Here is a 23,785-nt window from a genome sequence, read left to right as displayed (position 1 = left end):
CTTCAGCAGCAGTTGCAGCCCGCGTGATGGTGATCGTGATCGCAGACCGGGGCAGGCGCCCAGTCGCCGACCTCGGCCAGCACCGTGCGCAGCGCCCACAGGATCATGTCCACATCCTCGGCCTCGATGGTCAGGGGCGGGCGAATCTTCAGGATGTTGTCCTTGGGCCCCTCGCTGCCGATCAGGATGCGGTGGTCGCGCATCCGGTTCTTGACGTATCGGCAAATCTCGGTCCCCTCGGACCCGTCCGGGTTGATCAACTCGACCCCCAGGAACAGACCCATGCCCCGTACATCGCCGACGCAGGGGGTTTCCCGCTCTAGCGCGCGCAGCCCGGTCATCAGCCGCGCGCCCATCAGGCGCGCGTTTTCCTGCAGGCCCTCGTCATCGACGATATCCAGCACCTCCTTGCCGATCCGGCAGGACAGGGTGGAGCCGCCAAAGGTCGAGAAGAACTCGATCCCGTTGTCGAAACTCTCGGCGATCTTTTTCGTCGTCACCAGCACGCCCAGCGGATGGCCGTTGCCGATGGGCTTGCCCATCACCACGATATCTGGCTCGGCGCCCTGATGTTCAAAGCCGAAATAGTAGTCACCCAGCCGCCCCAGCCCGGTCTGCACCTCATCAGCGATACACACCCCGCCCGCCGCGCGGATCTTGTCATAGACCGCCGCCAGATAGCCCTTGGGCGGGATGATCTGGCCGCCGACGCTGGGAAAGGTCTCGGCGATGAAACCGGCCACGCCATGGCCCTTGTCCTGTAACCGCGCGATGGCGGGATCGACGAGATCGGCGAATTTCCGGGCGCGCTCCGCATCGTCGCGCTTGAAACGGCCGCGATAGTCGTCGGCCACCTCGACCAGTTCGACCCAATCGGCCTGACCCACGCCGCCCGGCTTGTTGAACTTGTAGGCCGAGATGGCAATCGCGCCGGTGGTATTGCCGTGATAACCGTGATCGGGCGTCACCATGCCGATGTTGCCCGTATGCGCCCGCGCCAGGCGCAGCGCCAGTTCGTTGGCTTCGGTCCCCGAGTTAACGAAGAAACAAACCTCGAACCGCTTGGGCAGTTTCGACAGGACCTTTTCGGCGAATGCCAGTTGCGCCGGATGCAGATAGCGGGTGTTTGAATTCATCCGCTTCAGCTGATCCGCCGCCACCGCCTGAATACGCGGATGCGCATGGCCCACATGCGGCACGTTGTTATAGGCGTCCAGATAGGGGCGGCCCCATTCGTCGAACAGGTGATGTTTCCAGCCACGTACCAGCATCACCGGATCGTCATAGGTGAGGCTCAGGTTGCCGCCGAAATGTGCCCGCCGCCCGGCCAGCACGGTGGCCTTGTCGGTGGGGCGATAGAACACCTTGTCATCGGGCAGGTTCAGCAGCGCCGCCGGGTTGGGGCAGACCGCGTGCCACAGGTCCATCTCGTCCGGGTCGCCGACACCGGGCCAGTCGGCCTCCATGCCTTGCGTCGTCAGCGCCAGCTGGAAATGCACATGCGGCGCCCAGCCACCGTTCTGACTTGCATCGCCCAGCCGCGCAAAACCCGCGCCCTGTGCCACCGGATCACCCGGTTTCAGCCGGTCGCAGACTTCGGGGTCCAGGTGCCCGTAAAGCGTATAGAAGGCATCGCCCTGCGGTGTCTCGTGATGCAGGATCACGACGCCACCATAATCCAGATGCCCGGTCCGGTTCTCCACCACCTCGACCCGCCCGCTGAGCGGCGCGTAGAGCACGGTTCCGGCAGGCGCAAACACATCCACCGCCAGATGCACGGTGCGCCGGTCGCTGGCCTTCCACGGCCCCTTGCGGAAACCCGGCTCGGCATAGATCAGGCGTGGCTCGTTGTAATAGCCCAGCCACAGGTCGGTGCCGAACTCCTCACCAACGCGTGCGGCCTCTTCCAGTGGCATGTGAAACGGGTTCTGCGGCCAGGTCGAATTCTCGACCGAGAGAGAGCCCATCGGCGCCGCGCCCAGATCGGTGCCGAACATCTGCGCGAAACGGCCCCGGTTCTGGTTCAGATAGGCCTGCACCCGCTCGGCCCCATCGGTCACCGGCAAGCCACAGGCTACTCGCAGCCGCGCCGCCATCAGCCCGCCATTGACCGAGGTGTTTTCAAGGAACCGCCAGGCAGGGGCCTGGCTGATCGTCACATAGGGGTCGTCCGGGTTCTCGACCGCCATCAAGGTCGAGTTCACCACCGACACCGCCAGCCGCATCCTGAGAAGCGGCCAGATGAGGTCCACCTCTGCCGCGCTCAGCCGGTTGGCCGCGTGATAGCCGCGCACCAGCGCCGCCAGCGCCCGCTCGGGCCTTGGATGGTCCAGCACCACATAGGCCCCGGCAATCGCCAGATCGCAGACGCGTGGCGCCGCGCACATGTCGCCCAGGTCGATCAGGCCCGAGACCTTGCGGGTCTCGTCCAGCCCGCCCTCGACCAGGATGTTGTAATCGTTGACATCATTGTGGATCGCCTGAACCGGCAGGGCGGCCAGTTGGTCGCGCAACCCGGAAAACTCCGCCGCGATCCCCTCCAGCAGCGCCCACCGCGCAGGATCGGCAATCGCCGCCAGCTCAGAGTCGATCCAACCGCCCTGCAGCAGGTTCCATTTGAAATCCCGCGCCAGACCGTCATGAGCGAACCCCTCCAGCGCCCGGTCGGTGGCGCCCAGCACGCGGCCCAGCTTGAGGATCAGATCCTCGGAATGTGGCAAGGCCCGCGCGTAACAGCGCCCCGGCAGCCGCTCGAGCAGCCAGGCCAGACGCGGCGCGCCCGCCTCATCTGCGATCTCGGGCAACATCGCGCCATCGAGCGCGGCAAAGACCTTGGGAAAGGGCAGGCCGGGCGCGGCCTCGGCGATATGCTCCAGCGCCGCCACCTGCATCTCGACCAGCCCGGCCTCGCATCCGGGCCGCATCACCTTCAGCACATAGTCCCGCCCGTTCCGGCCCCGGGCCAGAAAGTTCAGGTCATATTCGCCATCGAGCCGTTCCAAGACCGCCTCGATCCCCCAATGCGTCCGCAGGGCCTCTGCCCAGAACTCCGTCAGCACCGCCGCTCTCCCATCACCTTCGTGCCGAGGCGGCCATTGCCCCCCGGTTCTTCATTTCGCTCAAAATACTCCGGGGGAGTCCCCGCAGGGGACGGGGGCAGCGCCCCCTTTGCCTCAGCCCAGCTTGCGCAACCGCGCCAGCAGGCTCGAGGTGTCCCAGCGCCCGCCGCCCATCTTCTGCACGTCCTTGTAGAACTGGTCTACCAGCGCCGTGACCGGCAGGCTGGCGCCGGTCTCGTCGGCGGTGTCCAGGCAGATGCCCAGATCCTTGCGCATCCAGTCGACCGCAAAGCCATGGGTCCAGTGGTCGTCCAGCATGGTCTCGTACCGGTTGGCCATCTGCCAGCTGCCAGCGGCGCCCTGGCTGATCACCTCGACCACCGCGCGCCCGTCCAAACCGGCCTTCTCGGCGAAATGCAGCGATTCCGCGAGGCCCTGCACCAGCCCCGCGATGGCGATTTGGTTGCACATCTTGGTGACTTGTCCGGCACCGCTCTCGCCGATGCGGCGGCAGATGCGGGCATAAACGGCGATCACCGGTTCGGCGCGATCATAATCGGCCTGGTCGCCGCCGCACATCACCGAAAGAACCCCGTTCTCAGCCCCGGCCTGACCGCCCGAGACGGGCGCGTCCACAAAGCCCGCACCGCCCGCCTTGGCGGCGGCATAAAGCTCGCGGGTGACCTTGGCCGACACCGTCGTATGGTCGACAAACACGCTGCCCGCGGCCATGCCCGCCAGCGCGCCATCGGGTCCGTTGCAGACGCCGCGCAGGTCGTCATCGTTGCCGACACAGGCCATCACGAATTCGGCGCCCTCGGCGGCCTCGCGCGGCGTCGCGGCCATCGCTCCGCCATGCTGGGTCACCCATTTTTCCGACTTCGCTGCGGTGCGGTTATATACGGTCACCTCATGACCGGCGGCCTTCAGGTGCCCCGCCATCGGATAGCCCATAACCCCCAGGCCAAGGAATGCAACTTTTGCCATGTCCGGATCCTCTCTGTTGCCCGGCGGCTCCCCCCGTCCGGGATATCCCCGAGAGACAAAGCAAAACGCAGGTCAAAGGGCAACCCCGCGCGTCAGCTTTCGCCACCCAGATCGCGCAGGATCGGGCAATCGGGTCGTTGATCGCCCGCGCAGGCATCAACCAGTTCCGTCAGCGTCTCGCGCATGGCGATCAGATCGGCGAGTTTGGTCTCGATCCGGACTAGGTGATCGCGTGCCACCTGTTTCACATCGGCGCTGGCGCGGCTCTGATCCTCGTACAGTGCAAGCAGGGTGCGGCAATCCTCGATGGTGAACCCCAGCGCCCGGGCCCGACCCAGGAAATTCAGCTTGTGCAGGTCCCGTTCACGGAACCTGCGGTAACCGTTCAAGTCCCGCTGCGGCGCGATCAGGCCGATATCCTCGTAATAGCGGATGGTCTTGGCCGGCAGGCCACTGCGGGTCGCAACATCTCCGATATTCATGCCAGTCTCCTCATTCCGCCGGGGCAGGGGCCGCTGCCGGGGTCTGGGTCGCAGCCTGCCGCGCGGCAGGCAACGCGGCCCGCACCCGCCGCAGCCGTAGCGCGTTGGTGACGACAAAGACGCTCGACAAGGCCATCGCGCCCGCCGCCAGCACCGGTGACAGCATCGGCCCGCCAAACGGATAGAGCACGCCCGCCGCCACCGGGATCAGCAGCACGTTATAGCCAAAGGCCCAACCCAGGTTCTGGCGGATGTTGCCCATGGTGGCGCGGCTCACCTCCAGCGCGTTGGCCACGCCGCGCAGATCGCCCGACATCAGCACCACATCGGCAGCCTCGATGGCCACATCGGTACCGGTGCCCACCGCGATGCCGGTATCGGCATGGGCCAGCGCGGGGGCGTCGTTGATACCGTCACCGACAAAGGCCAGCGCGCCATGGTCGGCCCGCAGCGCATCCAACGCCGCGACCTTGCCTTCGGGCATCACCTCCGCGGTGACCGCGTCTATCCCCAGTTTCGCCGCCAGGGCCTGCGCCGTGCGGGTATTGTCACCGGTGATCATGGCAACCGTCAGGCCCATGTCATGAAACCGTTCGATGGCCTCGAACGTACCGGGCTTTACCGGGTCCGAGACCGCCAGCACCGCCGCCGCACGCCCCCCGACCGAGGCATAAAGCGGCGTCTTGCCCTCGGCGGCCCAACCCGCCCCGATCTCGGCCAGCGGGCCCAGGTCGATACCTTCGCGGGCGAACAGCCGGTCGGCGCCGACCAGCACGTCCTGGCCCTCGACCACGGCGCGGGCGCCCAGCCCGGTCAGGCTCTGGAACCCGTCCACCACGGGCACGTCGCCCTTGGCCGCACGGGCAATCGCCGAGGCGATCGGGTGTTCCGACTGCGCCTCGACCGCCGCCGCCAGCCGCAAAACGGTGTCACGGTCAAACCCTTGGGTGGGTGTCAGGTCGGTCAGTTCCGGCCGTCCAAGCGTCAGCGTGCCGGTCTTGTCAAAGGCAATCACCTTTGCCTCTTGCAGCCGTTGCAGCGCGTCGCCCTTGCGGAACAGAACGCCCAGCTCGGCAGCTCGTCCCGTGCCGACCATGATCGAGGTCGGTGTGGCCAATCCCATGGCGCAGGGGCAGGCGATGATCAGCACCGCCACACCGGCGACGAGGGCATGACCCAAAGCGGGCGAGGGGCCAAAGGCCAGCCAGACCAGCACGGTCAGCGCGGCGATCCCCATCACGATGGGGACAAACCACAGGGTGATCCGGTCCACCATAGACTGGATCGGCAGCTTGGCGCCCTGTGCCTGTTCCACCATGCGGATGATCTGGGCCAGCACCGTGTCGGCGCCCACCTTTTCGGCCCGCGCCCGCAGGGCGCCTGCCGTGTTCACGGTGCCGCCCACCAGTGTATCGCCCGCCGCCTTGGCGACCGGCACCGGCTCGCCGGTAATCATGCTCTCGTCAACATGGCTTTGTCCGTCCTGCACCACCGCATCCGCCGGGATGCGTTCACCGGGTCGGATGATCAGTGTGTCGCCCGTTTGAATGTCGGCGATGTCAACCTCGACCGCCTGTCCATTACGCTCGACCCGCGCATGGCGCGGTTGCAGCCCCACCAGCGCCTCGATTGCGGCGCCAGTGCGCCCGCGCGCCCGCGCCTCCAGCCAGCGGCCCAGCAGGATCAGCACAACGATGACGGCGGCGGCCTCGAAATAGACATTGGCGGTTCCCGCAGGCAGCAGGCCGGGGGCAAAGGTTGCCACCACCGAGAAGCCATAGGCGGCCCCCGTGCCCAAAGCCACCAGCGCGTTCATGTCGGGTGCGCCGCGCAGCAGGGCGGGGATGCCCCGCGCATAGAACACGCGCCCCGGCCCGAACAGCAGAACGGTGGTCAGCGCGAACTGGATCAGCTGGCTGGTGTACATCCCGATCGTTCCCGCGATCCAATGGTGAAAGGCCGGGATCACATGGCCGCCCATCTCCAGCAGGAACACCGGCAGTGCCAGCGCGGCCGCAAACAGCGTACTGCGCTGCAACTCGGCGATTTCCGCCTGTGCGTGATCATGCGCCGGCGCATCATCCCCGGCCTCGGCATGCGGACGCGCGGCATATCCCGCCGCTGTCGATACCGCGGCCAGCGCGACCGGATCGGTCGCGCCCACGGCATAGGTCACCCGCGCGCTGCGATTGGCCAGGTTCACCTGCGCCTCGACCACGCCGGGTGCCGCGTTCAGCGCCCGCTCGACCCGGCCCACGCACGAGGCGCAGTTCAGCCCCTCGACATCCAGAACCGCCTCGGTCAGTTCCGCAGGATAGCCTGCCTTGGCGGCGGCCTGGGTCAGATCGGCCACCGGCCCCTCATGCGTGATTTGCGCCGTCCGGTTGGCGAAATTGACGCTCGCTTCGGCCACGCCCGGAACCGCCTGCAAGGCGCGTTCCACCCGGCCCACGCAGCCGGCACAGCTCATGCCGGTGATCTTCAGCGATGTGGTTTGTGCTGACATGCGACTCGTCCTTGTCCTCTGGTCACCCTCCAGATGGGGCTTCCAGTCACGGGAAGGTCAAGGGGTGTGCCGGAAAAAATCTCACCCGCGCCCGATTTTGCGCTCCATCAGCCGTTGATAGAGGCCCGGCGACAGCCGATTGATCCACCAGGCCAGCCGCGCCACCCGGCCCACCGGGATCATGTCACGCCCGCGGTCGAGGCCGTGCAGGATGGTGGCCGCCGCAGCCTCGGGCGTCATGTAATCCATCCCGTCGGTGGCCGATCCGGGACGCGCGATGCCGTCGGGCTGCGCCTGCGCATTGCCCAGGTTCGTGGCCACGAACGAGGGCGCCGCGATCTGTACCCGCACCCCATGCGCGCGCTCCTCGGACCGCAACGACTTGAAGAACCCCTCGAGCGCGTGTTTCGACGCGGCATAGGACGTGCGGCTGTAAAGCGGCGCGAACCCCGCCACAGAAGAGATCGCCAGATGGGCGCCGCGCGCCTGCCGCACAGGGGCCAGCAACGCGCGGGCCATGTTCACGGCGGCGAAATAGTTAATCTCGAACACTTGGCGGTGACTGGCCGCGTCACTGTCGGCAAACAGGCCGATCTGGGTGATGCCCGCATTATAGATGGCAAGGTCCACGCCATTTGGTCCAACCGCCGCCGCACAGGCCGCCGTCAACTGCTCTGGGTCAGTCAGATCGCACTGGATCGCCTGTTGCATCTCGCTGATTTCAACGCCCGAGATATCGCGGTCCAGCAGCACCACATGCCAGCCGCGCGCCTGCAAGCCATCGGACAATGCCCGGCCCAGGCCCCCCGCGCCGCCCGAGATCACGGCCCGTTTCACAACCCCGACTCCCGCCGCCACAGGTCGAAGACCTGCGCGCTGGTCAGCTCGGGCGTATAGCCGAACACCTCTTTCAACGCGTCATTGGCCAGCACCGGGCGATATTGCAGGAACCGCACCTGCTCCGGCCCATAGCGCGACAGGCCGAATGGCCGCGCCACCGCAAGCGCCGCTTTCAACGCCTGCGCAGGCAGGCGCAGCACCGGCTTTCCCAGAACACGGGCCAGGTCCGAAACCCCCATCGCGCCATCGCCCGATACGTTGTAGATGCCTGCGGGTCCGTCGCCCGCCGCCCGCGCCAGGATGCGCGCCAGATCGCGGGTCCAGATAAACACAAACGGGCTTTCCGAGCCGCGCAGCGCCAGCAGGCGGGGCTTGTGGAACAGGGCTGTGATCTGGTTCTCGGTTCCTGCGCCCAGCACGGTGCCCACCCGCAGCACCACCTGTTCCAACTCGGGCGTGCTCTGCCGTGTCTCGGCCAACATCTCCTCGACTTGCCGTTTGTGATCTGCATAGGCAAACTCGGGATTGCCGCGCAGCGGATCGCTTTCGCGCAGCGGCACCGGGTTGTCGGCGTGATAGCCATAGGCCGCCCCCGACGAGGTCACCACCAGCCGCCGCACCCTATAGGCAAGGCAAGCATCCAGCACCGCGCGCGTGCCGCCCACATCGACGCGATGCGCAACCGCGCGCGCCACGCCGGGTGTCACGATCGAGGCGAGGTGGATCACTACCTCCGGCCGGATCTGGCCGATGATCCGATCGGGATCATCGGTAGTGACATCCATCGGAAGCCAAGTCACGGCGCCTGTCGCTTTAGGTGGGATAAGATCGGTGGCAAAAACCTCGTGCCCGTCCAACTCTTCCAGCAGCGCCCGGCCCACCATGCCCGCCGCGCCGGTGATCAGGATGCGGCTCATCGCCTGGCCTCGGTTCGCGACATGATCATTGCCAGGCCAAGGCCCGAGATCGCGTGCCAGATCCCCCAGAATGCCGCCGCCACTGCCATTCCGCCCAGCCCCTGAAAAAAGGCAAAGATCAACACCAGTCCAAGGCCCGAGTTCTGGATGCCGGTTTCGAACGTCACCGCGCGCCGGTCATAAGGGGACAGCCGGGTCAGAGTGGCCACAACCCAGCCGCCCCCCAGGGCCAGTGCATTGTGAAGGATCACAAGCCCGGCGACAGCTCCGGCGAAACTCAGGAAGAACCCCCAGTTCGCAGCCAGAGCGAGTATGATGAACGCGATGAATATCCCCATCGAGACCAGTTGCAGCGGCCGCCTTAGCCGCGCGGTCAGCGAGGGGCGGCGCATGTTCAGCACAACCCCCAGGATCAGCGGCAGGATCAGCATCAGCCCAACGGTGATGGCGATCTGCACCGGGTCGATACGGGTCTCTTGCAGGATGGCGCGGGTGGGCGGATACAGGCTCCCCCACAGCGCGATATTGGCGGGGGTCATGATGATGGCGCCCACCGTGGCGAAGGCTGTCATCGACACCGACAGCGCCGCATTTCCGCCCGCCCGATGGGTGATGAAGTTCGAGATATTGCCGCCCGGACAGGCCGCCACCAGAATAAGCCCCAGTGCGATGGAGGGGCGTGGTGCGGTCACCCAGACCAGCGCGAACGTCAGCACCGGCAGCACCACGAATTGCGAGAACAACCCCACCAGCACCGGTTTCGGCCCGCGCGACAGGCGACGGAAATCCTCGACCGTCAGGTCGATGGCGATGGAAAACATCACCACTGCCAGGATTGCGTTCAGCAGCATCAGCGAGGCTGGCGAGAAATTCAGCAGGATATCGTCGATGCCGGTCATGCCCGCGCCCCCTTCAGCCGCTTGATCCAGCCGGTGACTGCGCCGCGATAGGTGGCCTTGTCCACGTAATAGGCCATGCGCGCCAGCTTGAGGTAATTCATGCCGCCGGTCGCCCGTTCGAACCCCGCCGCCTTGGCGGCCTTCAGCTCCGCCGCCGCCGCGCTGCCCCTGCGCAATCCGGTTATATAGCGGGCCACCATCTCGGCCTGTTCATGGCGGCCCTGCCAGCCCAGCCCGCTGGCCTCGACCATACCCAGAACAAAGAGGTCGTCGCGCTCGGGGTGCATCGCGTTGAGGTAAAGATGCGGCGCATCGCCCTGCCAGTTCAGCAGGTCGCGGTCGATGAACGGGTAAAACAGCTTGTATCCGGTGGCGGCGAGGATCATGTCGTACTCTTCCTTGCTGCCGTCGGTGAAGTGTACAAAACGGTCATTCAGCCGCTCGATGTCGGTACGAATCCGCACATCTCCGTGTCCGGCGTGGTACAAAACCAGCGAGTTGACCACCGGGTGACTTTCGTAAAGCTGGTAGTGGGGCTTGGGAAATCCATATTTCTGCGGATCGCCCACGAACCATTTCAGGATCATCCCGTCGACCCGCCGTTTCAGCCACATCGGCAGCTTGATCAAGCCGCCCAGCGTATCGGCTGGTTTGCCAAAGACATATTTCGGTACAAAATAGTATCCGCGCCGCATCGACAGGTCGCACATCACCCCGTGATGGATCGCATCCACCGCGATGTCACAGCCGGAATTGCCCGCGCCCACGATCAGCACCCGCTTGCCGTCGAATTGCGAGGGATGCCGGTAGGCCGAGGAATGGATCAGTTCGCCGTCAAATTTTCCCTTGAATTCAGGCATGTTGGGTTCTGACAGCGTGCCATTGGCGATCATCACCCCGGCATAGGTGCTCGCCTGCTCCCCCTCTGCGTCGCGCCATGTGACACGCCATCCGTCACCCGGCCCGCCCAGCGGCTCACACCGCAGCACCTCGGCCCCGAACCGGTAATGCTCGCGCAACCCGAAATGGTCGGCGAAGGCGTTGAAGTACCGTTTCAGCTCCCGGTGCGAGGGGTATTCGGCAACCCCATCCTCCATCGGGAAATCGGTGAATTCGGTCATCCGCTTGGAGGAGATCAGATGCGCGGTGTCGTACATGGTCGAGCGCGGCCCGTCGATGTCCCAAAGCCCGCCCACATCCGAATGCAGCTCGAACCCGTCAAAGGCGATGCCCTGTTCCAGCATCACCTTTGCCATGGCCAGCCCCATCGGACCTGCCCCGATCAGGGCAAATCTGTAGCGCGTTTCGGTCATCTGTATCCTCCCGTTGTTCTTAAGTTGAACGACCGTTCAAAATAAGGCAAGATAATTTGCAAAAGGGATGTTTGTTTTGGAAAAACAACGGCAAAGGGCGCCATCGGCGCGATCCTTGCAGACACGGGCGCGTATTCTGGATGCGGCGGAGCAGTTCTTTGCCGCACGTGGATTCGAGGGCGCGTCGATTCGCGACATCGCCAAAGCGGCGGGGGTGCAGGGCGGGCTGGTGGCCCATCACGGTGGCAGCAAGGAAGAGCTGTTTCACCTGATCGTCGCGCGCCGTGCGGGGGAATTGTCACGCCTGCGCATAGAGGCGCTGGAGACCGCCCGCGCCTGCGCCCCACTGAATCTGGGAACGATCCTCGACTGCTTTGTCCGGCCCTATGTGGAACTGGCGCAGGGGGGCGACCCGCGTTGGGTCGCTTATGGCCGGTTGGTGGCGCATGTCTCGGCCGATCCGCGTTGGCGTGACCTGGCGGCGGAATGCTTCGACCCGACCGCGCAGCGATTCATTGCCGAGATCGCGGCCCTGTTTCCCGGTGCTCCACCGGGCACCGTCGCCGCAGGTCAGGTCTATGCGGTATCGGCCATGCTGGCGCATGTCCATTCGGCCTGGCGGATCGGAGCGCTCAGCCCCGGCAGCGATGCGGTCGGACTGGATCGGCTGATCGCATTCTGCACGGCCGGTGTTTATGCGATCCTGACCTCGGACACCTAACCGCGCCCGATTACAAAGGGCTGCCTTCGCGCATCTTCGCCTGTTCCGAAGGCGTTGGCGTGTGGTTAAAGACAAAGGCGGTGCGACAGGCCTCCTCGCCCCCCAGCTCGGCGATCCTGCGCCGCTGGTCGGCAAAGGCGCGGGCATTGACCGCGTCCGGATCGCAGATCGCCTGCAGGCGCCGCTCGCCTTCGGCCAGGGCTGCCGCAATCGCGTGGTCGTTTGCCCCCTCCGTCGCGCGATTGACCAGTTCATGCGGGTCCGAGGCCAGATCGAATAGCTGCGGCGGGTGGCCAACGTAATGGACATATTTCCAGTCCCGCCACCGGACCATGAAGGATCCGGTTCTTGACCCGCCATCGTGGTATTCGCTGAACCCGGTCCGGTCGGGGTCATAGGGCGAATTGGCCAGCTTGCGCAGCGACATGCCGGGTTGGCCCGCATTTCCGGCGTCATCGGCAAGACCACACACATCCCGCGCGGTGGCGGCGATATCGGTCAGGTTGCTGCATGTTGCCACCTTTTGGCCGCTTGGTATGCCCGGTCCGGCTGCGATCATCGGCACGCCGGCGCTGGCCTCGTACATCACCTGCTTGGTCCAGAAGCCCTGATCGCCCATCATGTCGCCGTGGTCGGAGACATAGATCACGACCGTGTTCTCTAGCTGCCCGCTGGCATTTAGCGCCGCGATCACGCGGCCAACGCAGTGGTCCATGAAGGAGGTCAGGCCGTAATAGGCGGCCTTGGCCTCGCGCATCTTCTGTTCGTCGAAATAGTCGTCGTAATTGTAAAATGCGCCGATGTTGCGCAGCTCGGCATGGTCGGGCAGGCCCGCGCCATACCCCACCGGCAGGTCCATGGCGGTGGGATCGTACAGATTGTACCATTCCGCCGGACAGGTCAGCGGATAATGCGGACTGACCAGCGAAACGAACGCCCCCCAGGGTTGGTCGCGGCGGGCCGGATCGGCAAGCCAGGCCTCAGTCGCTGCGGTTATGTCCAGATCGTAGTCGGTATATGTACTGGACCCGACACCGACATCGGCGGCCAGTTCCGCCGCCGAGTCATAGGGGGGTGGATTGTCCCGCAGCAGGCCGACTGCCCAGCCGACACCGCCAACGACATGCATCGGCAGGATTTCCTCGGAAAACCCGTTGTCATCCTGGGCCGAGCGGAAGTGCAGCTTGCCGATGGATACGACCTCGCACCCGGTATCGCGCAACTGGCGCATCCAGCTTCGGGGGTGGCCTGCATAGGGTGTGGCGCTGTCCCAATGAGCGGTCTTGTGTACCCAGTCGCCGGTCGCCAGTGCGGCGCGGGTCGGCACGCACATGGGTGAGGGCGTATAGGCCGCAGTGAACATCGTTCCGCGCGCCGCCAGGGTATCGAGGTTTGGTGTCTTGACGATCGGATGACCGGCGCAGCCCATGGCATCCTTGCGGTGTTCGTCGGAAATCAGAACCAGGAAATTCACGGCAGGGGACATGTCTTTGCTCCATCAGCTAGGGCCCTATCCTTGACCGGCTGAACGGCTTGCGCTGGCCCGTTTGCGACGCATCGGACGGTTGCGACGGTTGTTGCCGTATTCAAAACCCGGCATAACTTCCCAAGCGCGACGGGAAGGGGAGAGGCCGGATGCAGAAACGGAAACTGGGGCGGAACGGGCCCGAGGTCTCGGCACTAGGGTTCGGGGCTATGTCGTTTACCGATTTCTATGGGCCGACGACCGAGAAGGACGGTCACGCCGTTCTGGATCTGGCGATAGAGGCCGGTGTCACCCATCTGGATACGGCGAATGTCTATGGCATGGGCCGCTCGGAACAGGTGATCGGCAATTACTTCAAGAAAAACCCGGGCGCGCGCGATCATTTCGTGATCGCGACCAAGGCGACGATCACCCGGGATGCGGAGGGCAAGCGCAGGTTTGACAACTCGCAGGCCCATCTCGAAGCCGAACTGGACAAATCGCTGCAACGTCTGGGCGTGGACTGTGTCGATCTGTTCTATGCACATCGCCGCGACCCGTCGATGAGCATCGAAGAGGCCACCGGAAACCTGTCGCGACTGGTCGAGGCGGGCAAGACCCGCGCCATCGGCTTTTCCGAGATCGCGCCATCCTCGTTGCGCCGGGCGGTTGCGGTGCATCCGGTGGCGGCGGTGCAATCGGAATACTCGCTCTCGACCCGGTTTCCTGATCTTGGCCTGGTTCAGACCACCGCCGAATTGGGGGTGGCGATGGTTGCCTTCTCGCCGGTGGGGCGGTCGTTTCTCACCGATACGCCGCTGTCGCTCGACGCGGTGCAATCGCTAGACTTCCTGCGCCCGAACCCCCGGTTCAACGAACCGAATTACTCGGCCAACATCGCCCTGACCGACAGGTTCCGGGCGCTTGCTGCCGAGATGGGCATGCCAGCGGCAGGGTTGGCGATCGCCTGGCTCCTGCGCCGGGGCGACCATGTCATCCCGATCCCCGGCACGCGGTCGGTTGAGCATTTCAAGGAGCTTTTGACCGGCACCGAACGGGTTCTCAGCGATGAAGACATGGCCCGGATCGAGGCCGTCCTGCCGGTCGGCTGGGCCCATGGCGACCGTTACAGCGACGAACAATGGGTTGGACCCGAGCGATATTGCTGAGCGGGTCAAGTCAGGCTTGCCTTTCGGGCTGCATCGGCATATACCGCGCGACGTCGACAAGGCGAAGTGAGCCATAGAAAAAAGAGACGAGCAGGGTCGGGAACACCGGCCCTCTTTGTTTTATGGCAAGAACAGCGCGACGCCTGACCAATCCGTTCCGCTCAAGGCGGGCATGAATCAAGACCGGCGGAGACAACCGCTCGGCCAGAAAAACGTAGATAGTTAGGAAAACGACGCCACATGGCAAACACAATGGAAGAGTTTGAAGCGCTCCTTAACGAAAGCTTCGAGATGGACACCCCCGAAGAGGGTTCGGTTGTCAAAGGCAAGGTCATCGCGATCGAAGCGGGCCAGGCCATCATCGATGTCGGCTACAAGATGGAAGGCCGCGTCGATCTGAAAGAATTCGCAAACCCTGGCGAAGCTCCCGAGATTGCCGTTGGTGACGAGGTCGAAGTTTACCTGCGCGCCGCCGAGAACGCTCGTGGCGAAGCCGTCATCTCGCGCGAGATGGCCCGCCGCGAAGAAGCCTGGGACCGTCTGGAAAAAGCCTATGCCGACGATCAGCGCGTCGAAGGCGCGATCTTTGGCCGTGTCAAAGGTGGCTTTACCGTCGATCTGGGCGGTGCCGTGGCCTTCCTGCCGGGTTCGCAGGTCGATGTGCGCCCCGTGCGCGATGCCGGCCCGCTGATGGGTCTCAAGCAGCCCTTCCAGATCCTGAAAATGGACCGTCGCCGTGGCAACATCGTCGTGTCGCGCCGCGCCATCCTGGAAGAGAGCCGCGCCGAACAGCGCGCCGAGGTAATCGGCAACCTGACCGAAGGTCAGACCGTCGACGGCGTGGTCAAGAACATCACCGAATACGGTGCGTTCGTTGACCTGGGCGGTGTGGACGGCCTGCTGCACGTGACCGACATGGCATGGCGCCGGGTGAACCACCCCAACGAGATCCTGAACATCGGCGAGACCGTCAAGGTCCAGGTGATCAAGATCAACAAGGACACTCACCGCATCAGCCTGGGCATGAAGCAGCTGCAAGAAGATCCGTGGGATCTGGTTGCCGCCAAGTACCCGCTGGAATCGGTTCACACCGGCCGCGTGACCAACATCACCGACTACGGTGCGTTCGTCGAACTGGAGCCGGGTGTCGAAGGTCTGGTTCACGTTTCGGAAATGTCTTGGACCAAAAAGAACGTCCACCCCGGCAAGATCGTTTCGACCAGCCAGGAAGTGGAAGTCATGGTTCTGGAAATCGACGGCGCCAAGCGTCGCGTTTCGCTGGGCCTCAAGCAGACCATGCGCAACCCGTGGGAAGTCTTTGCCGAGACCCATCCCGAGGGCACCGAGGTCGAAGGCGAAGTCAAGAACATCACCGAATTCGGTCTGTTCATCGGCCTTCCCGGCGACATCGACGGCATGGTTCACCTCTCGGACCTCAGCTGGGACGAGCGGGGCGAGGACGCGATCCAGAACTATCGCAAGGGCGATGTGGTCAAGGCCGTGGTTTCCGAAGTCGACATCGACAAGGAGCGTATCTCGCTCTCGATCAAGGCGCTGGGCGGCGACAAGTTCGCCGAGGCCGTTGGCGGCGTGAAGCGCGGCTCGGTCATCACCGTGAACGTGACCGCGATCGAAGATGGCGGCATCGAGGTGGAATACGAAGGCATGAAGTCCTTCATCCGCCGTTCGGATCTGTCGCGTGACCGTGCCGATCAGCGCCCCGAGCGTTTCTCGGTCGGTGACAAGGTCGATGTCCGTGTGACCAACGTGGACAGCAAGACCCGTCGTCTGGGCCTGTCGATCAAGGCCCGCGAGATCGCGGAAGAGAAGGAAGCCGTGGAACAGTACGGCTCGTCCGATTCGGGCGCATCGCTGGGCGATATCCTGGGTGCCGCGCTGAAGGGCGACAAGTAAGTCCACCCGGACTGCCAAACAACAAAGAGCCCCGCAGGAGCGATCCTGCGGGGCTTTTCGTTTCGCTGTGGCCGTTTGGCGCCCTCCTATCCAAGGATCAACCAGCCCGTCTCCTGCGCCAGAGGTTCCACGGCCAGGGAGCCGCGGGCAGAGTCTCTGTGCTGGTTCAACCCCGGTGACCAGACCGCAACCGACACCCGGCCCGGCGCGATGACCAGAATACCGACGCCAACACCGCTCTGACCGGGAAGACCCACGCGATAGGCGAAATCGCCGGCCCCGTCGCAGTGCCCGCAGGTCCGCTCCGGGAACGCGCCAGAAACGCAAAACCTCTCTCAGGACTTTCCACGGCTGATGAGGGGCAAGAATGGTGTCACTGACCACCAGCACACCAGCATTGATGAAGGGATTGCGCGGAATCCCACCTTCGTGTTCCAACTGTAGGATGGAATAGAACGGCAGGCCGAATGGTTCCTGCCCAACTCGATGCCAAAGCCCGTCACCCAACCGGCCAAGCGCCAGCGCGAGCGCAAAGATCTTGGAGACCGACTGGAAAAAGAACGGCGTATCCCCGCCCCCGACGGTGGAGCAGCAGCCCTCGGCCAAGGCCAACACAAAACCAAACCGATCTGGATCGACCGAGGCGCGTTCGGGGATGTAATCGGTGACCCGACCTTTGTCGGGAGCGGTCCGCATCCTTGCCACGATACCCGTAGAAGGGTGATAAGTTCCTTTTTCCAGGAGCGTTTCCCGCTGGTTTCAAAAACAGGTCATAGCGGTGTCCTCTTCCGGTGGTAAAACGGAAATTCCTGCCCGGGTCTGGTTGGGCGGGGTGCCCTGTTGCGTGCACAGGGCGATCCGAATCAAGCGCTCTCGCGCTTGCGGCAATTGGTCTCCGAAGTACGCTGACGCGGGCTGTCGTTCCGCATTCTGGGCCAAACGCCCTGGTGGTTGACCGGCTTGTTGCCGGTTATTTTCGTCCAAATGTCGAAATATGGCTTTGCGGAGATCGGTAACCTGTTTCCGCAGAACGGTTTTCTGCCTATAGTTCCAAAAAGAAAAGAGACGACCTTTGGCGTTGGGAGGGCCAGGCGCATGATCCGTTCGGAACTGATCCAGAAGATTGCCGACGAAAACCCGCATCTCTATCAGCGGGATGTCGAGCGGATCGTGAATACCGTTTTTGAGGAGGTCACCGACGCGATGGCGCGCGGCGACCGGGTGGAGCTGCGCGGGTTCGGCGCATTTTCGGTCAAGAAGCGGGACGCGCGCATTGGTCGCAATCCCAGAACCGGCGATACAGTCCATGTAGAGGAAAAGCACGTGCCGTTCTTCAAGACCGGCAAGCTGCTCAGGGATCGTCTGAACGGAAAAGCCTGAACTCATGATGCGCTACATTCGCTACGCCTTTCTCGGAACGCTGGGAGTAATCCTGGTTTCTGTGTCGCTGGCCAATCGCCAGATGGTAACTTTGCAACTGTTGCCCGAGGATCTGGCCCACTTGCTTGGCTTCAACTTCGCACTGACCTTGCCGCTGTTTCTGGTGGTGCTCGGCGGCATCGCGGCCGGTGTTGTCATCGGGTTTGTGTGGGAATGGCTGCGAGAGCACAAGCACCGGCGCACGGCGGATGTCAAACATCGCGAAGTGCGCAAGCTTGAGCGCGAGGTGAAGTCGCTGAAACAGAAGCAGAGCGGCGACAAGGACGACGTTCTGGCGCTTCTTGATGACGTAGCCTGACGACGGATGCCTTCTGACATCTCGGTCAAGATCTGCGGGTTGTCCGACCCCGCCCATGTCGACGCGGCGGTGGAGGCCGGGGCGCGCTATGTGGGATTTGTGTTTTTTTCCAAATCGCCGAGGCATCTGGATCTTCGCCAGGCGGCCGACCTGGCGGTCGGCGTTCCTGGCGGCGTGGCTAAGGTGGCGCTGACAGTGAACGCCTCGGACGCGGAACTGGACGCCATCGTCGATACGGTGCCGCTGGACATGTTGCAGCTGCACGGCAAGGAGACACCCGGCAGGGTGACGGAAATCAAGACGCGTTACGGTCTGCCGGTGATGAAAGCCATCGGAATTGCCGAGGCGTCGGACCTGGCGCAGATTGACCTCTATTCCGATGTTGCCGATCAGTTGCTGATCGACGCCAAACCGCCCCGAGGGGCGGAGTTGCCCGGCGGGAACGGGCTGGCCTTTGACTGGCGCTTGCTGGCGGGGCGGAAATACTGGCGCAAGCCGTGGATGCTGGCCGGAGGCTTGACGCCGGAGAATATTGCGGAGGCGATACGTCTGACCGGGGCGCGACAGGTTGACGTCTCTTCCGGCGTCGAGACAGCACCGGGGATCAAGGATTCTGGGTTGATCCAGGCGTTTCTTGCGGCTGTGAAAGCAGGGTAACCGTTTCTTTACCGAGATTCTGGCAGGGTGGCGGTATGAATTGCGCCTTGCCACCCCAGACCCCGGAACAATGGTTCGACCATCTGTTCACTGCCAAATCGGCCCGCGCCGGCAGCGTGGTGCGCCGCAAAGTGCGCGATATGGAACGGTGGGTCGGGCGCGACGCGTTTCTGGCCGAGATCCGGCGCCGCGGCTTTACCGCGGTCGAGAATGCCGGGCAGGTGATCGTATTCTGCAATGCTGAGCCAGTTCGTCTGATCACCGCGCCGGAACAAACTTCCGATGAAAGTTTGTAAACAAATCCTGTTCAGGATTTGTTATCAGACTTTCGCGAAAGTCTGACCGCTTTACCTTTGCGCGATGTCCAGCTAGTGCTGAACCGCGATACAAGGGAGCACGCCATGGCCAACGACCTTTTCAATTCCTTCATGTCCGGGCCTGACGAACAGGGCCGGTTCGGGATCTTCGGGGGGCGCTTCGTCAGCGAAACGCTGATGCCGCTGATCCTGTCGCTGGAAGAGGAATATGAGAAGGCCAAGACCGACCCGAGTTTCTGGGCGGAGATGGACGATCTTTGGGCCAATTACGTGGGGCGCCCCTCGCCGCTGTATTTCGCCGAGCGACTGACCGAGCATCTGGGCGGCGCCAAGGTCTATATGAAACGCGACGAGCTGAACCATACCGGCGCACACAAGATCAACAACGTGCTGGGCCAGATCATCCTGGCGCGCCGCATGGGCAAGACTAGGATCATCGCCGAAACCGGTGCTGGACAGCATGGTGTGGCGACCGCGACGGTCTGCGCCAAGTTCGGCCTGAAATGTGTGGTCTACATGGGTGCCCATGACGTGCGCCGCCAGGCGCCAAACGTGTTCCGCATGCGTCTGCTCGGTGCCGAGGTGATCCCGGTCACCTCGGGCCGGGGCACGCTCAAGGACGCGATGAATGACGCGTTGCGCGACTGGGTGACCAATGTGCGTGACACTTTCTATTGCATTGGCACCGTAGCGGGCCCGCACCCCTATCCGGCGATGGTGCGTGATTTCCAGTCGATCATCGGCAAGGAAGCCAAGGAACAGATGATGAAGGCCGAAGGCCGTCTGCCCGACACCATCATCGCCGCCATCGGTGGTGGATCGAACGCCATGGGTCTGTTCTACCCCTTCCTTGACGACAAATCGGTCAACATCATCGGGGTCGAGGCCGGCGGCAAGGGCGTCAACGAGAAGATGGAGCATTGCGCCTCGCTGACCGGTGGGCGCCCGGGCGTGCTGCATGGCAACCGGACCTATCTGCTTCAGGACGATGATGGCCAAATCCTCGAAGGGTATTCGATCTCTGCGGGGCTCGACTATCCGGGCATCGGCCCGGAACACTCCTGGTTGCATGAGGTCGGGCGCGCCAAATATGTATCGATCACCGACAAGGAGGCGCTGGAGGCGTTCCAGCTTTGCTGCGCGACCGAGGGGATCATCCCAGCGCTGGAACCCAGCCACGCATTGGCCCACGTGATGAAGATCGCACCGGAATTGCCCAAGGATCACATCATCATCATGAACATGTGTGGCCGGGGCGACAAAGACATCTTTACCGTGGCGAAGTTCCTGGGCTTTGACATGTCCGACACCGAAGGGCGCGACGCGGACGACTGAGTCGCCCGTTCCGGATGGCTCCGGCCGAACGTTCTCGACCCAGTCGGGATAAACCAAAAGCAAAAGACAGCGGCTCACGGGGCCGCTGTTTTCTTGTTCAGGGGCGGGCGATCTAAGGGGGATTTCCTCCTAACATATTGATAAAAATAATAAACATTTGTTTATTTTCTGCCGTTCATCTTGTTGCCGCCGCCCTAAACCGCAGACCCATTCCCCCATCGCGCCAGCCGTGCAGCCTGATCCCTGCCGCTTGGTTTCCAACGGCATGCATTGGTGACGGAGGTATGAAATGCGAAAGACGATGACATCCAGGGTTGCGATTACGGCCGGAGCAATCCTTGTCGGCGGGCTGGTTGGCCTGGCCGAGGCAAGTGTGGTGCAGACCGACATGATTGCACCTAACCAAACTGGCCTGACCGCCGCGGCTGCGGAAACTGCGGTCGGGAGCTTTGCGCTTGCAAGTCGTGAGGACGACGGGCGCGGCCGGGGTCGTGGACGTGGTGCGGATGATGGTCCGGGGCACGATGTCGGCGACGACCATGGTGGAGGCGGAGCGGACGATGGTCCGGATCACGATGCGGGCGATGACCATGGCGGGCGCGGACGCGGTGCCGATGACGGCCCCGACCACGATGTGGGCGATGACCATGGCGGGCGCGGGCGTGGCGCTGATGACGGCCCGGACCATGACGCGGGCGATGATCATGGTGGGCATGGCGATGACGGCCCTGGCGACGATGATTGACAGACCGGGGGTTGCCATGACCCCTGGAAGCGGCAAACTGGCCGCATCTCCTGCCCTGACCCGGGCAGGAGCCTTGTTGATCGGGTAAGCAAATGCACCGCAGAAGCTTTATCATGTCGGTTTTCGCGTTGTCTCTCGGGGCCGGTGCGGCCTGGGCGCAATCGGCGACGGATGCCATCACCCGGCAGCTCAGGGCGCAGGGCTACAGGTCGATCGAGGTCACCCGGACGCTACTTGGACGCGCGCGCATCGTCGCGCGGCGGCCGGGCGAGCAACGAGAGATCATCGTCAATCCGCGCACCGGCGAGATTTTGCGGGATTACTGGCAGAGTGGCAAATCCTCCACTGGTGGCGGTTTGCTCGACCGGTCGTCGGAAACCGAGACGGAGACTGAGACCGAGACAGAGGATGACGGGGGCCAGGGTCGGGGGCGTGGCCGTGGCCGAGGCGGCGAGGATTCGAGTTCCGGGTCGGGCTCTGATGGCGAGGATGGAGGCGACGACGGCGGGAACAGCGGTCACGGTGGTGATGACGGCAACAGCGGCTCGGGCAGTGACGGCGATGATTGACCGGGTAAACGCTTTCGAAGGCAGGATGGAAAGCCCATGAAGGGCGCTGGGGTCCTGTTGGCGATTGCTCTCGTCCAGACGGTCTGTGCCATCTTCTTCGTGTCCGATATCCTGCTGACGGTGGTCGGGCTGCGTACCACCCCGATCAGTTGGCAGACCCGAGAGTTGCTGGAAATAGGGGCGGCGGTTGGCCTGCTTCTAGGAGTAGTCCTGGGCTGGCTGGCGCTCAGCCGGACCTGGCGCCGGGCGCGCCGGGCCGAGGCAAAGCTGCGCGCGGCATCCGGTGCTTTCATGGAGTTGCTGGACGAAAGGTTCGACGACTGGGGCCTGACGGCGGCCGAACGGGATGTGGCGCTCTTTGCAATAAAAGGGTGCAGCCTTCAGGAAATCGCGGCTTTGCGCAATACGTCCGAAGGGACGGTCAAGGCGCAGACCAACGCGATCTATCGCAAGGCGGGCGTGTCGGGGCGGCCCCAACTGCTGGGCCTGTTTATCGAGGATCTGATGGCCGGTGACCTGATGCCGGAGCAGAAGGACAAGGATCAGTCGCGCCGCACCGCGTGACGCTCAAGCACCTCCAACGGGACCACCTCCAGCGCGCGCCTGTGGGTCGCTTCCAGATGCACCTGCGGGCCGCAGCCCTCGTCTGCGGCCTGCATGAAACGAGCCGCGCACAGGCACCAGCGATCGCCGGGTTTCAGCCCGGCAAAGCCGAACTCGGGCCGGGGTGTGCTCAGGTCGTTGCCCACATATTTGGAATAGGCCAGGAACTCGGCCGTCATCACCGCGCAGACGGTATGGCTGCCCTGATCCTGCGTACAGGTGTTGCAATACCCGTCACGGAAGAATCCAGTGACAGGGTCGGTCGAGCAGGACGCCAGCGCCCCGCCCAGAACATTGAGACTCGGGTCGGGTATCATGATCCGATCCTAGAGGTTTTCCGCGATCTTGCGGAACATTTCTATGTTGGCCTCGTTCACGCCCTTGCCGCGAAAGCTGCGATCAGCACCGGTGGTGACGATCACAACCCCGCGCGGCTGGTCGAAATAGATGTATTGACCATAAACGCCGCGCGCCAGGAATTCGCCCGAACCGGCACCCACCGGGATCCACCATTGATAGCCATAGCCGATCTTGCCCGGTGCCGTCGGGGCGCTGGCGGTGGTCGAGGCGGTGAGCCAATCCGCCGGCACCACCTGCTTGCCGCCATAAGCGCCGTTCTGAATGATCATCTGGCCGAACCGGGCATAGTCACGGGTGGTAAAATTGAGCCCGCCCAGCACAAACGCCACGCCAGCACCGTCGGTGATGTAATAGCCGTCGCGTTCCAGCCCCAGCGGCGCGATGATCTTTTCCGCCAGCAGGTCGGTCACGCTGCGCCCGGTCGCGCCCCGGATCACCATGCCGATCACATGGGTGTCGATCGAGACATATTGCCAGGTCTCGCCCGGGGCGGCGAAACTTTCGGTAAAGCTGGCAGCGAAATCGTCCAGCGTGCTGCCCAAGGCCACCACCCGGCCCATCCGGTTGATGTCGGAATTCTTGTCGAAATAATCCTCGTCAAAGGTGACGCCGCTGGCCATGTTCAGCACGTTGCGGATGCTGGCGGGCTCATAGGCGCTGCCCTTGAGCTGGGGGGCATATTTCACAACCGGATCGTCGATCGAGGCGATGGCGCCCTCGTCCAGCAGCACACCGAACAGGGCCGAAATGTAACTCTTGGCAATCGACCAGGAGATCCGGCGATCGTCCGGCCCGGTGCCCAGAAAATACTCCTCATAGCGGATCTGGCCGTCCTTGAGGATCAGCAGCGAGGTCACTGCGCGATCCTCAATCCAGTCCGCTCCGCCTGACGGCAGTTCAAAGGGTTCCCCGAAAGGCAGATCAGAGGTTGGCAGCGGTCCGCGCGGTACGGATGCGGTCAGAAACGCGGCGTCCATGTGCGAGAAGTTATCGACAATCTTTTCGGCGGAGAACAGCGAGTTCACCGCCAGAAGCCGGGTGATCTCTTCGCGCTTCCAGAAACCGACGACGGCAGCCGCCAGTACCAGTGCAAGCAGAATGCGCCCCAACCATTTGCCGAATGTTCTCATCGTTTTCTCCCGCGCGTTTTGCAGCACAGAGTGGCGACGCCGTCGCCATACGGCAACAC

The 23,785-nt window shown here is 63.7% G+C and carries 23 protein-coding genes and 1 pseudogene; 11 read left to right on the top strand and 13 right to left on the bottom strand.

Features of this window, described 5'->3' with window-relative positions:
• Positions 1-2: 2 nt before the first annotated feature.
• The 8 genes from G0P99_RS08870 to G0P99_RS08835 form a co-directional block, all read right to left on the bottom strand.
• Positions 3-3,059 (bottom strand): aminotransferase class III-fold pyridoxal phosphate-dependent enzyme, encoded by a 3,057-nt coding sequence (locus G0P99_RS08870; protein ID WP_164129014.1) that lies wholly within the window; start codon positions 3,057-3,059, stop codon positions 3-5.
• A 114-nt stretch (positions 3,060-3,173) separates the two neighbouring features.
• Entirely contained in the window at positions 3,174-4,046 is an 873-nt protein-coding gene (locus G0P99_RS08865) for an NAD(P)-dependent oxidoreductase (RefSeq protein ID WP_164129013.1), read from the bottom strand.
• 92 nt (positions 4,047-4,138) lie between these two features.
• Entirely contained in the window at positions 4,139-4,528 is a 390-nt protein-coding gene (gene cueR, locus G0P99_RS08860; protein WP_164129012.1) for a Cu(I)-responsive transcriptional regulator, read from the bottom strand.
• Positions 4,529-4,538: 10 nt separating this feature from the next.
• Positions 4,539-7,034 carry a heavy metal translocating P-type ATPase gene (locus tag G0P99_RS08855; RefSeq protein WP_239059733.1) on the bottom strand — a complete coding sequence of 832 codons (2,496 nt, stop codon included), beginning with the start codon at positions 7,032-7,034 and terminating at the stop codon, positions 4,539-4,541.
• Between the two features lie 81 nt (positions 7,035-7,115).
• Positions 7,116-7,871, bottom strand: a complete 756-nt coding sequence (locus tag G0P99_RS08850) for an SDR family NAD(P)-dependent oxidoreductase (protein ID WP_164129011.1) — start codon at positions 7,869-7,871, stop codon at positions 7,116-7,118.
• Positions 7,868-8,791, bottom strand: a complete 924-nt coding sequence (locus G0P99_RS08845; protein ID WP_164129010.1) for an SDR family oxidoreductase — start codon at positions 8,789-8,791, stop codon at positions 7,868-7,870. The genes G0P99_RS08850 and G0P99_RS08845 overlap by 4 nt, the downstream gene beginning before the upstream one ends.
• Entirely contained in the window at positions 8,788-9,690 is a 903-nt protein-coding gene (locus G0P99_RS08840) for a bile acid:sodium symporter family protein (protein ID WP_164129009.1), read from the bottom strand. Before G0P99_RS08840 ends, G0P99_RS08845 begins: the two co-directional genes overlap by 4 nt.
• On the bottom strand, positions 9,687-11,003 hold the full coding sequence (locus tag G0P99_RS08835) for an NAD(P)/FAD-dependent oxidoreductase (RefSeq protein WP_164129008.1): 1,317 nt from the start codon (positions 11,001-11,003) through the stop codon (positions 9,687-9,689). The genes G0P99_RS08840 and G0P99_RS08835 overlap by 4 nt, the downstream gene beginning before the upstream one ends.
• 115 nt (positions 11,004-11,118) lie before the next feature.
• Between G0P99_RS08835 and G0P99_RS08830 the strand changes: the two genes are divergently transcribed.
• Entirely contained in the window at positions 11,119-11,724 is a 606-nt protein-coding gene (locus tag G0P99_RS08830) for a TetR/AcrR family transcriptional regulator (RefSeq protein WP_239059732.1), read from the top strand.
• 10 nt (positions 11,725-11,734) lie between these two features.
• On the opposite strand, the gene G0P99_RS08825 is transcribed toward G0P99_RS08830, so the two are convergent.
• Complete coding sequence (locus tag G0P99_RS08825; protein WP_164129006.1) at positions 11,735-13,210, bottom strand: sulfatase-like hydrolase/transferase; 1,476 nt, start codon at positions 13,208-13,210, stop codon at positions 11,735-11,737.
• A 149-nt stretch (positions 13,211-13,359) separates the two neighbouring features.
• Here G0P99_RS08825 and G0P99_RS08820 point away from each other — a divergent pair, with 149 nt between their 5' ends.
• Both G0P99_RS08820 and rpsA read left to right on the top strand, forming a co-directional pair.
• Positions 13,360-14,358: an aldo/keto reductase gene (locus tag G0P99_RS08820; protein ID WP_164129005.1), complete on the top strand. Its 999-nt coding sequence runs from the start codon at positions 13,360-13,362 to the stop codon at positions 14,356-14,358.
• A 240-nt stretch (positions 14,359-14,598) separates the two neighbouring features.
• On the top strand, positions 14,599-16,272 hold the full coding sequence (gene rpsA, locus G0P99_RS08815; protein ID WP_164129004.1) for a 30S ribosomal protein S1: 1,674 nt from the start codon (positions 14,599-14,601) through the stop codon (positions 16,270-16,272).
• A gap of 86 nt (positions 16,273-16,358) precedes the next feature.
• On the opposite strand, the gene G0P99_RS25040 is transcribed toward rpsA, so the two are convergent.
• Complete coding sequence (locus tag G0P99_RS25040; RefSeq protein ID WP_370462736.1) at positions 16,359-16,529, bottom strand: glutaminase; 171 nt, start codon at positions 16,527-16,529, stop codon at positions 16,359-16,361.
• Positions 16,530-16,644: 115 nt separating this feature from the next.
• A pseudogene (locus G0P99_RS25035) lies at positions 16,645-16,968 on the bottom strand (glutaminase); the annotation flags it as partial.
• Positions 16,969-17,367: 399 nt separating this feature from the next.
• Between G0P99_RS25035 and ihfB the strand changes: the two are divergent.
• The 8 genes from ihfB to G0P99_RS08770 all read left to right on the top strand — a co-directional run bounded on the left by ihfB (position 17,368) and on the right by G0P99_RS08770 (position 22,197).
• On the top strand, positions 17,368-17,652 hold the full coding sequence (gene ihfB, locus G0P99_RS08805; RefSeq protein WP_011046553.1) for an integration host factor subunit beta: 285 nt from the start codon (positions 17,368-17,370) through the stop codon (positions 17,650-17,652).
• A gap of 7 nt (positions 17,653-17,659) precedes the next feature.
• A complete protein-coding gene (locus G0P99_RS08800; RefSeq protein WP_203583050.1) occupies positions 17,660-18,010 on the top strand; it encodes a lipopolysaccharide assembly protein LapA domain-containing protein in 351 nt (116 codons plus the stop codon).
• Positions 18,011-18,016: 6 nt separating this feature from the next.
• On the top strand, positions 18,017-18,667 hold the full coding sequence (locus G0P99_RS08795) for a phosphoribosylanthranilate isomerase (protein WP_164129002.1): 651 nt from the start codon (positions 18,017-18,019) through the stop codon (positions 18,665-18,667).
• A 47-nt stretch (positions 18,668-18,714) separates the two neighbouring features.
• Positions 18,715-18,963, top strand: a complete 249-nt coding sequence (locus G0P99_RS08790) for a hypothetical protein (RefSeq protein WP_370462735.1) — start codon at positions 18,715-18,717, stop codon at positions 18,961-18,963.
• Positions 18,964-19,068: 105 nt separating this feature from the next.
• Positions 19,069-20,319, top strand: coding sequence for a tryptophan synthase subunit beta (trpB, locus tag G0P99_RS08785; protein WP_164129000.1), 1,251 nt, complete (start codon positions 19,069-19,071; stop codon positions 20,317-20,319).
• Between the two features lie 455 nt (positions 20,320-20,774).
• Positions 20,775-21,152, top strand: coding sequence for a hypothetical protein (locus G0P99_RS08780; RefSeq protein ID WP_164128999.1), 378 nt, complete (start codon positions 20,775-20,777; stop codon positions 21,150-21,152).
• Between the two features lie 25 nt (positions 21,153-21,177).
• Positions 21,178-21,633 (top strand): hypothetical protein, encoded by a 456-nt coding sequence (locus tag G0P99_RS08775; protein ID WP_203583025.1) that lies wholly within the window; start codon positions 21,178-21,180, stop codon positions 21,631-21,633.
• Positions 21,634-21,669: 36 nt separating this feature from the next.
• Positions 21,670-22,197, top strand: a complete 528-nt coding sequence (locus G0P99_RS08770) for a helix-turn-helix transcriptional regulator (protein ID WP_164128998.1) — start codon at positions 21,670-21,672, stop codon at positions 22,195-22,197.
• Here G0P99_RS08770 and G0P99_RS08765 read toward each other — a convergent pair.
• Positions 22,176-22,553 (bottom strand): DUF2237 family protein, encoded by a 378-nt coding sequence (locus G0P99_RS08765; RefSeq protein ID WP_164128997.1) that lies wholly within the window; start codon positions 22,551-22,553, stop codon positions 22,176-22,178. The two genes, G0P99_RS08770 and G0P99_RS08765, sit on opposite strands and share 22 nt — an antisense overlap.
• Before the next feature lie 9 nt (positions 22,554-22,562).
• Positions 22,563-23,726, bottom strand: a complete 1,164-nt coding sequence (locus G0P99_RS08760) for a serine hydrolase (protein ID WP_164128996.1) — start codon at positions 23,724-23,726, stop codon at positions 22,563-22,565.
• Positions 23,727-23,785 lie beyond the last annotated feature (59 nt).

The sequence above is a fragment of the Ruegeria sp. PrR005 genome (genome assembly GCF_010500245.1).
In the GTDB taxonomy this organism is placed as follows: domain Bacteria; phylum Pseudomonadota; class Alphaproteobacteria; order Rhodobacterales; family Rhodobacteraceae; genus Ruegeria_B; species Ruegeria_B marisflavi.
The sequence above is the reverse complement of the archived record's forward strand: the minus strand, read 5'-3'. Positions and strand labels throughout refer to the sequence as shown.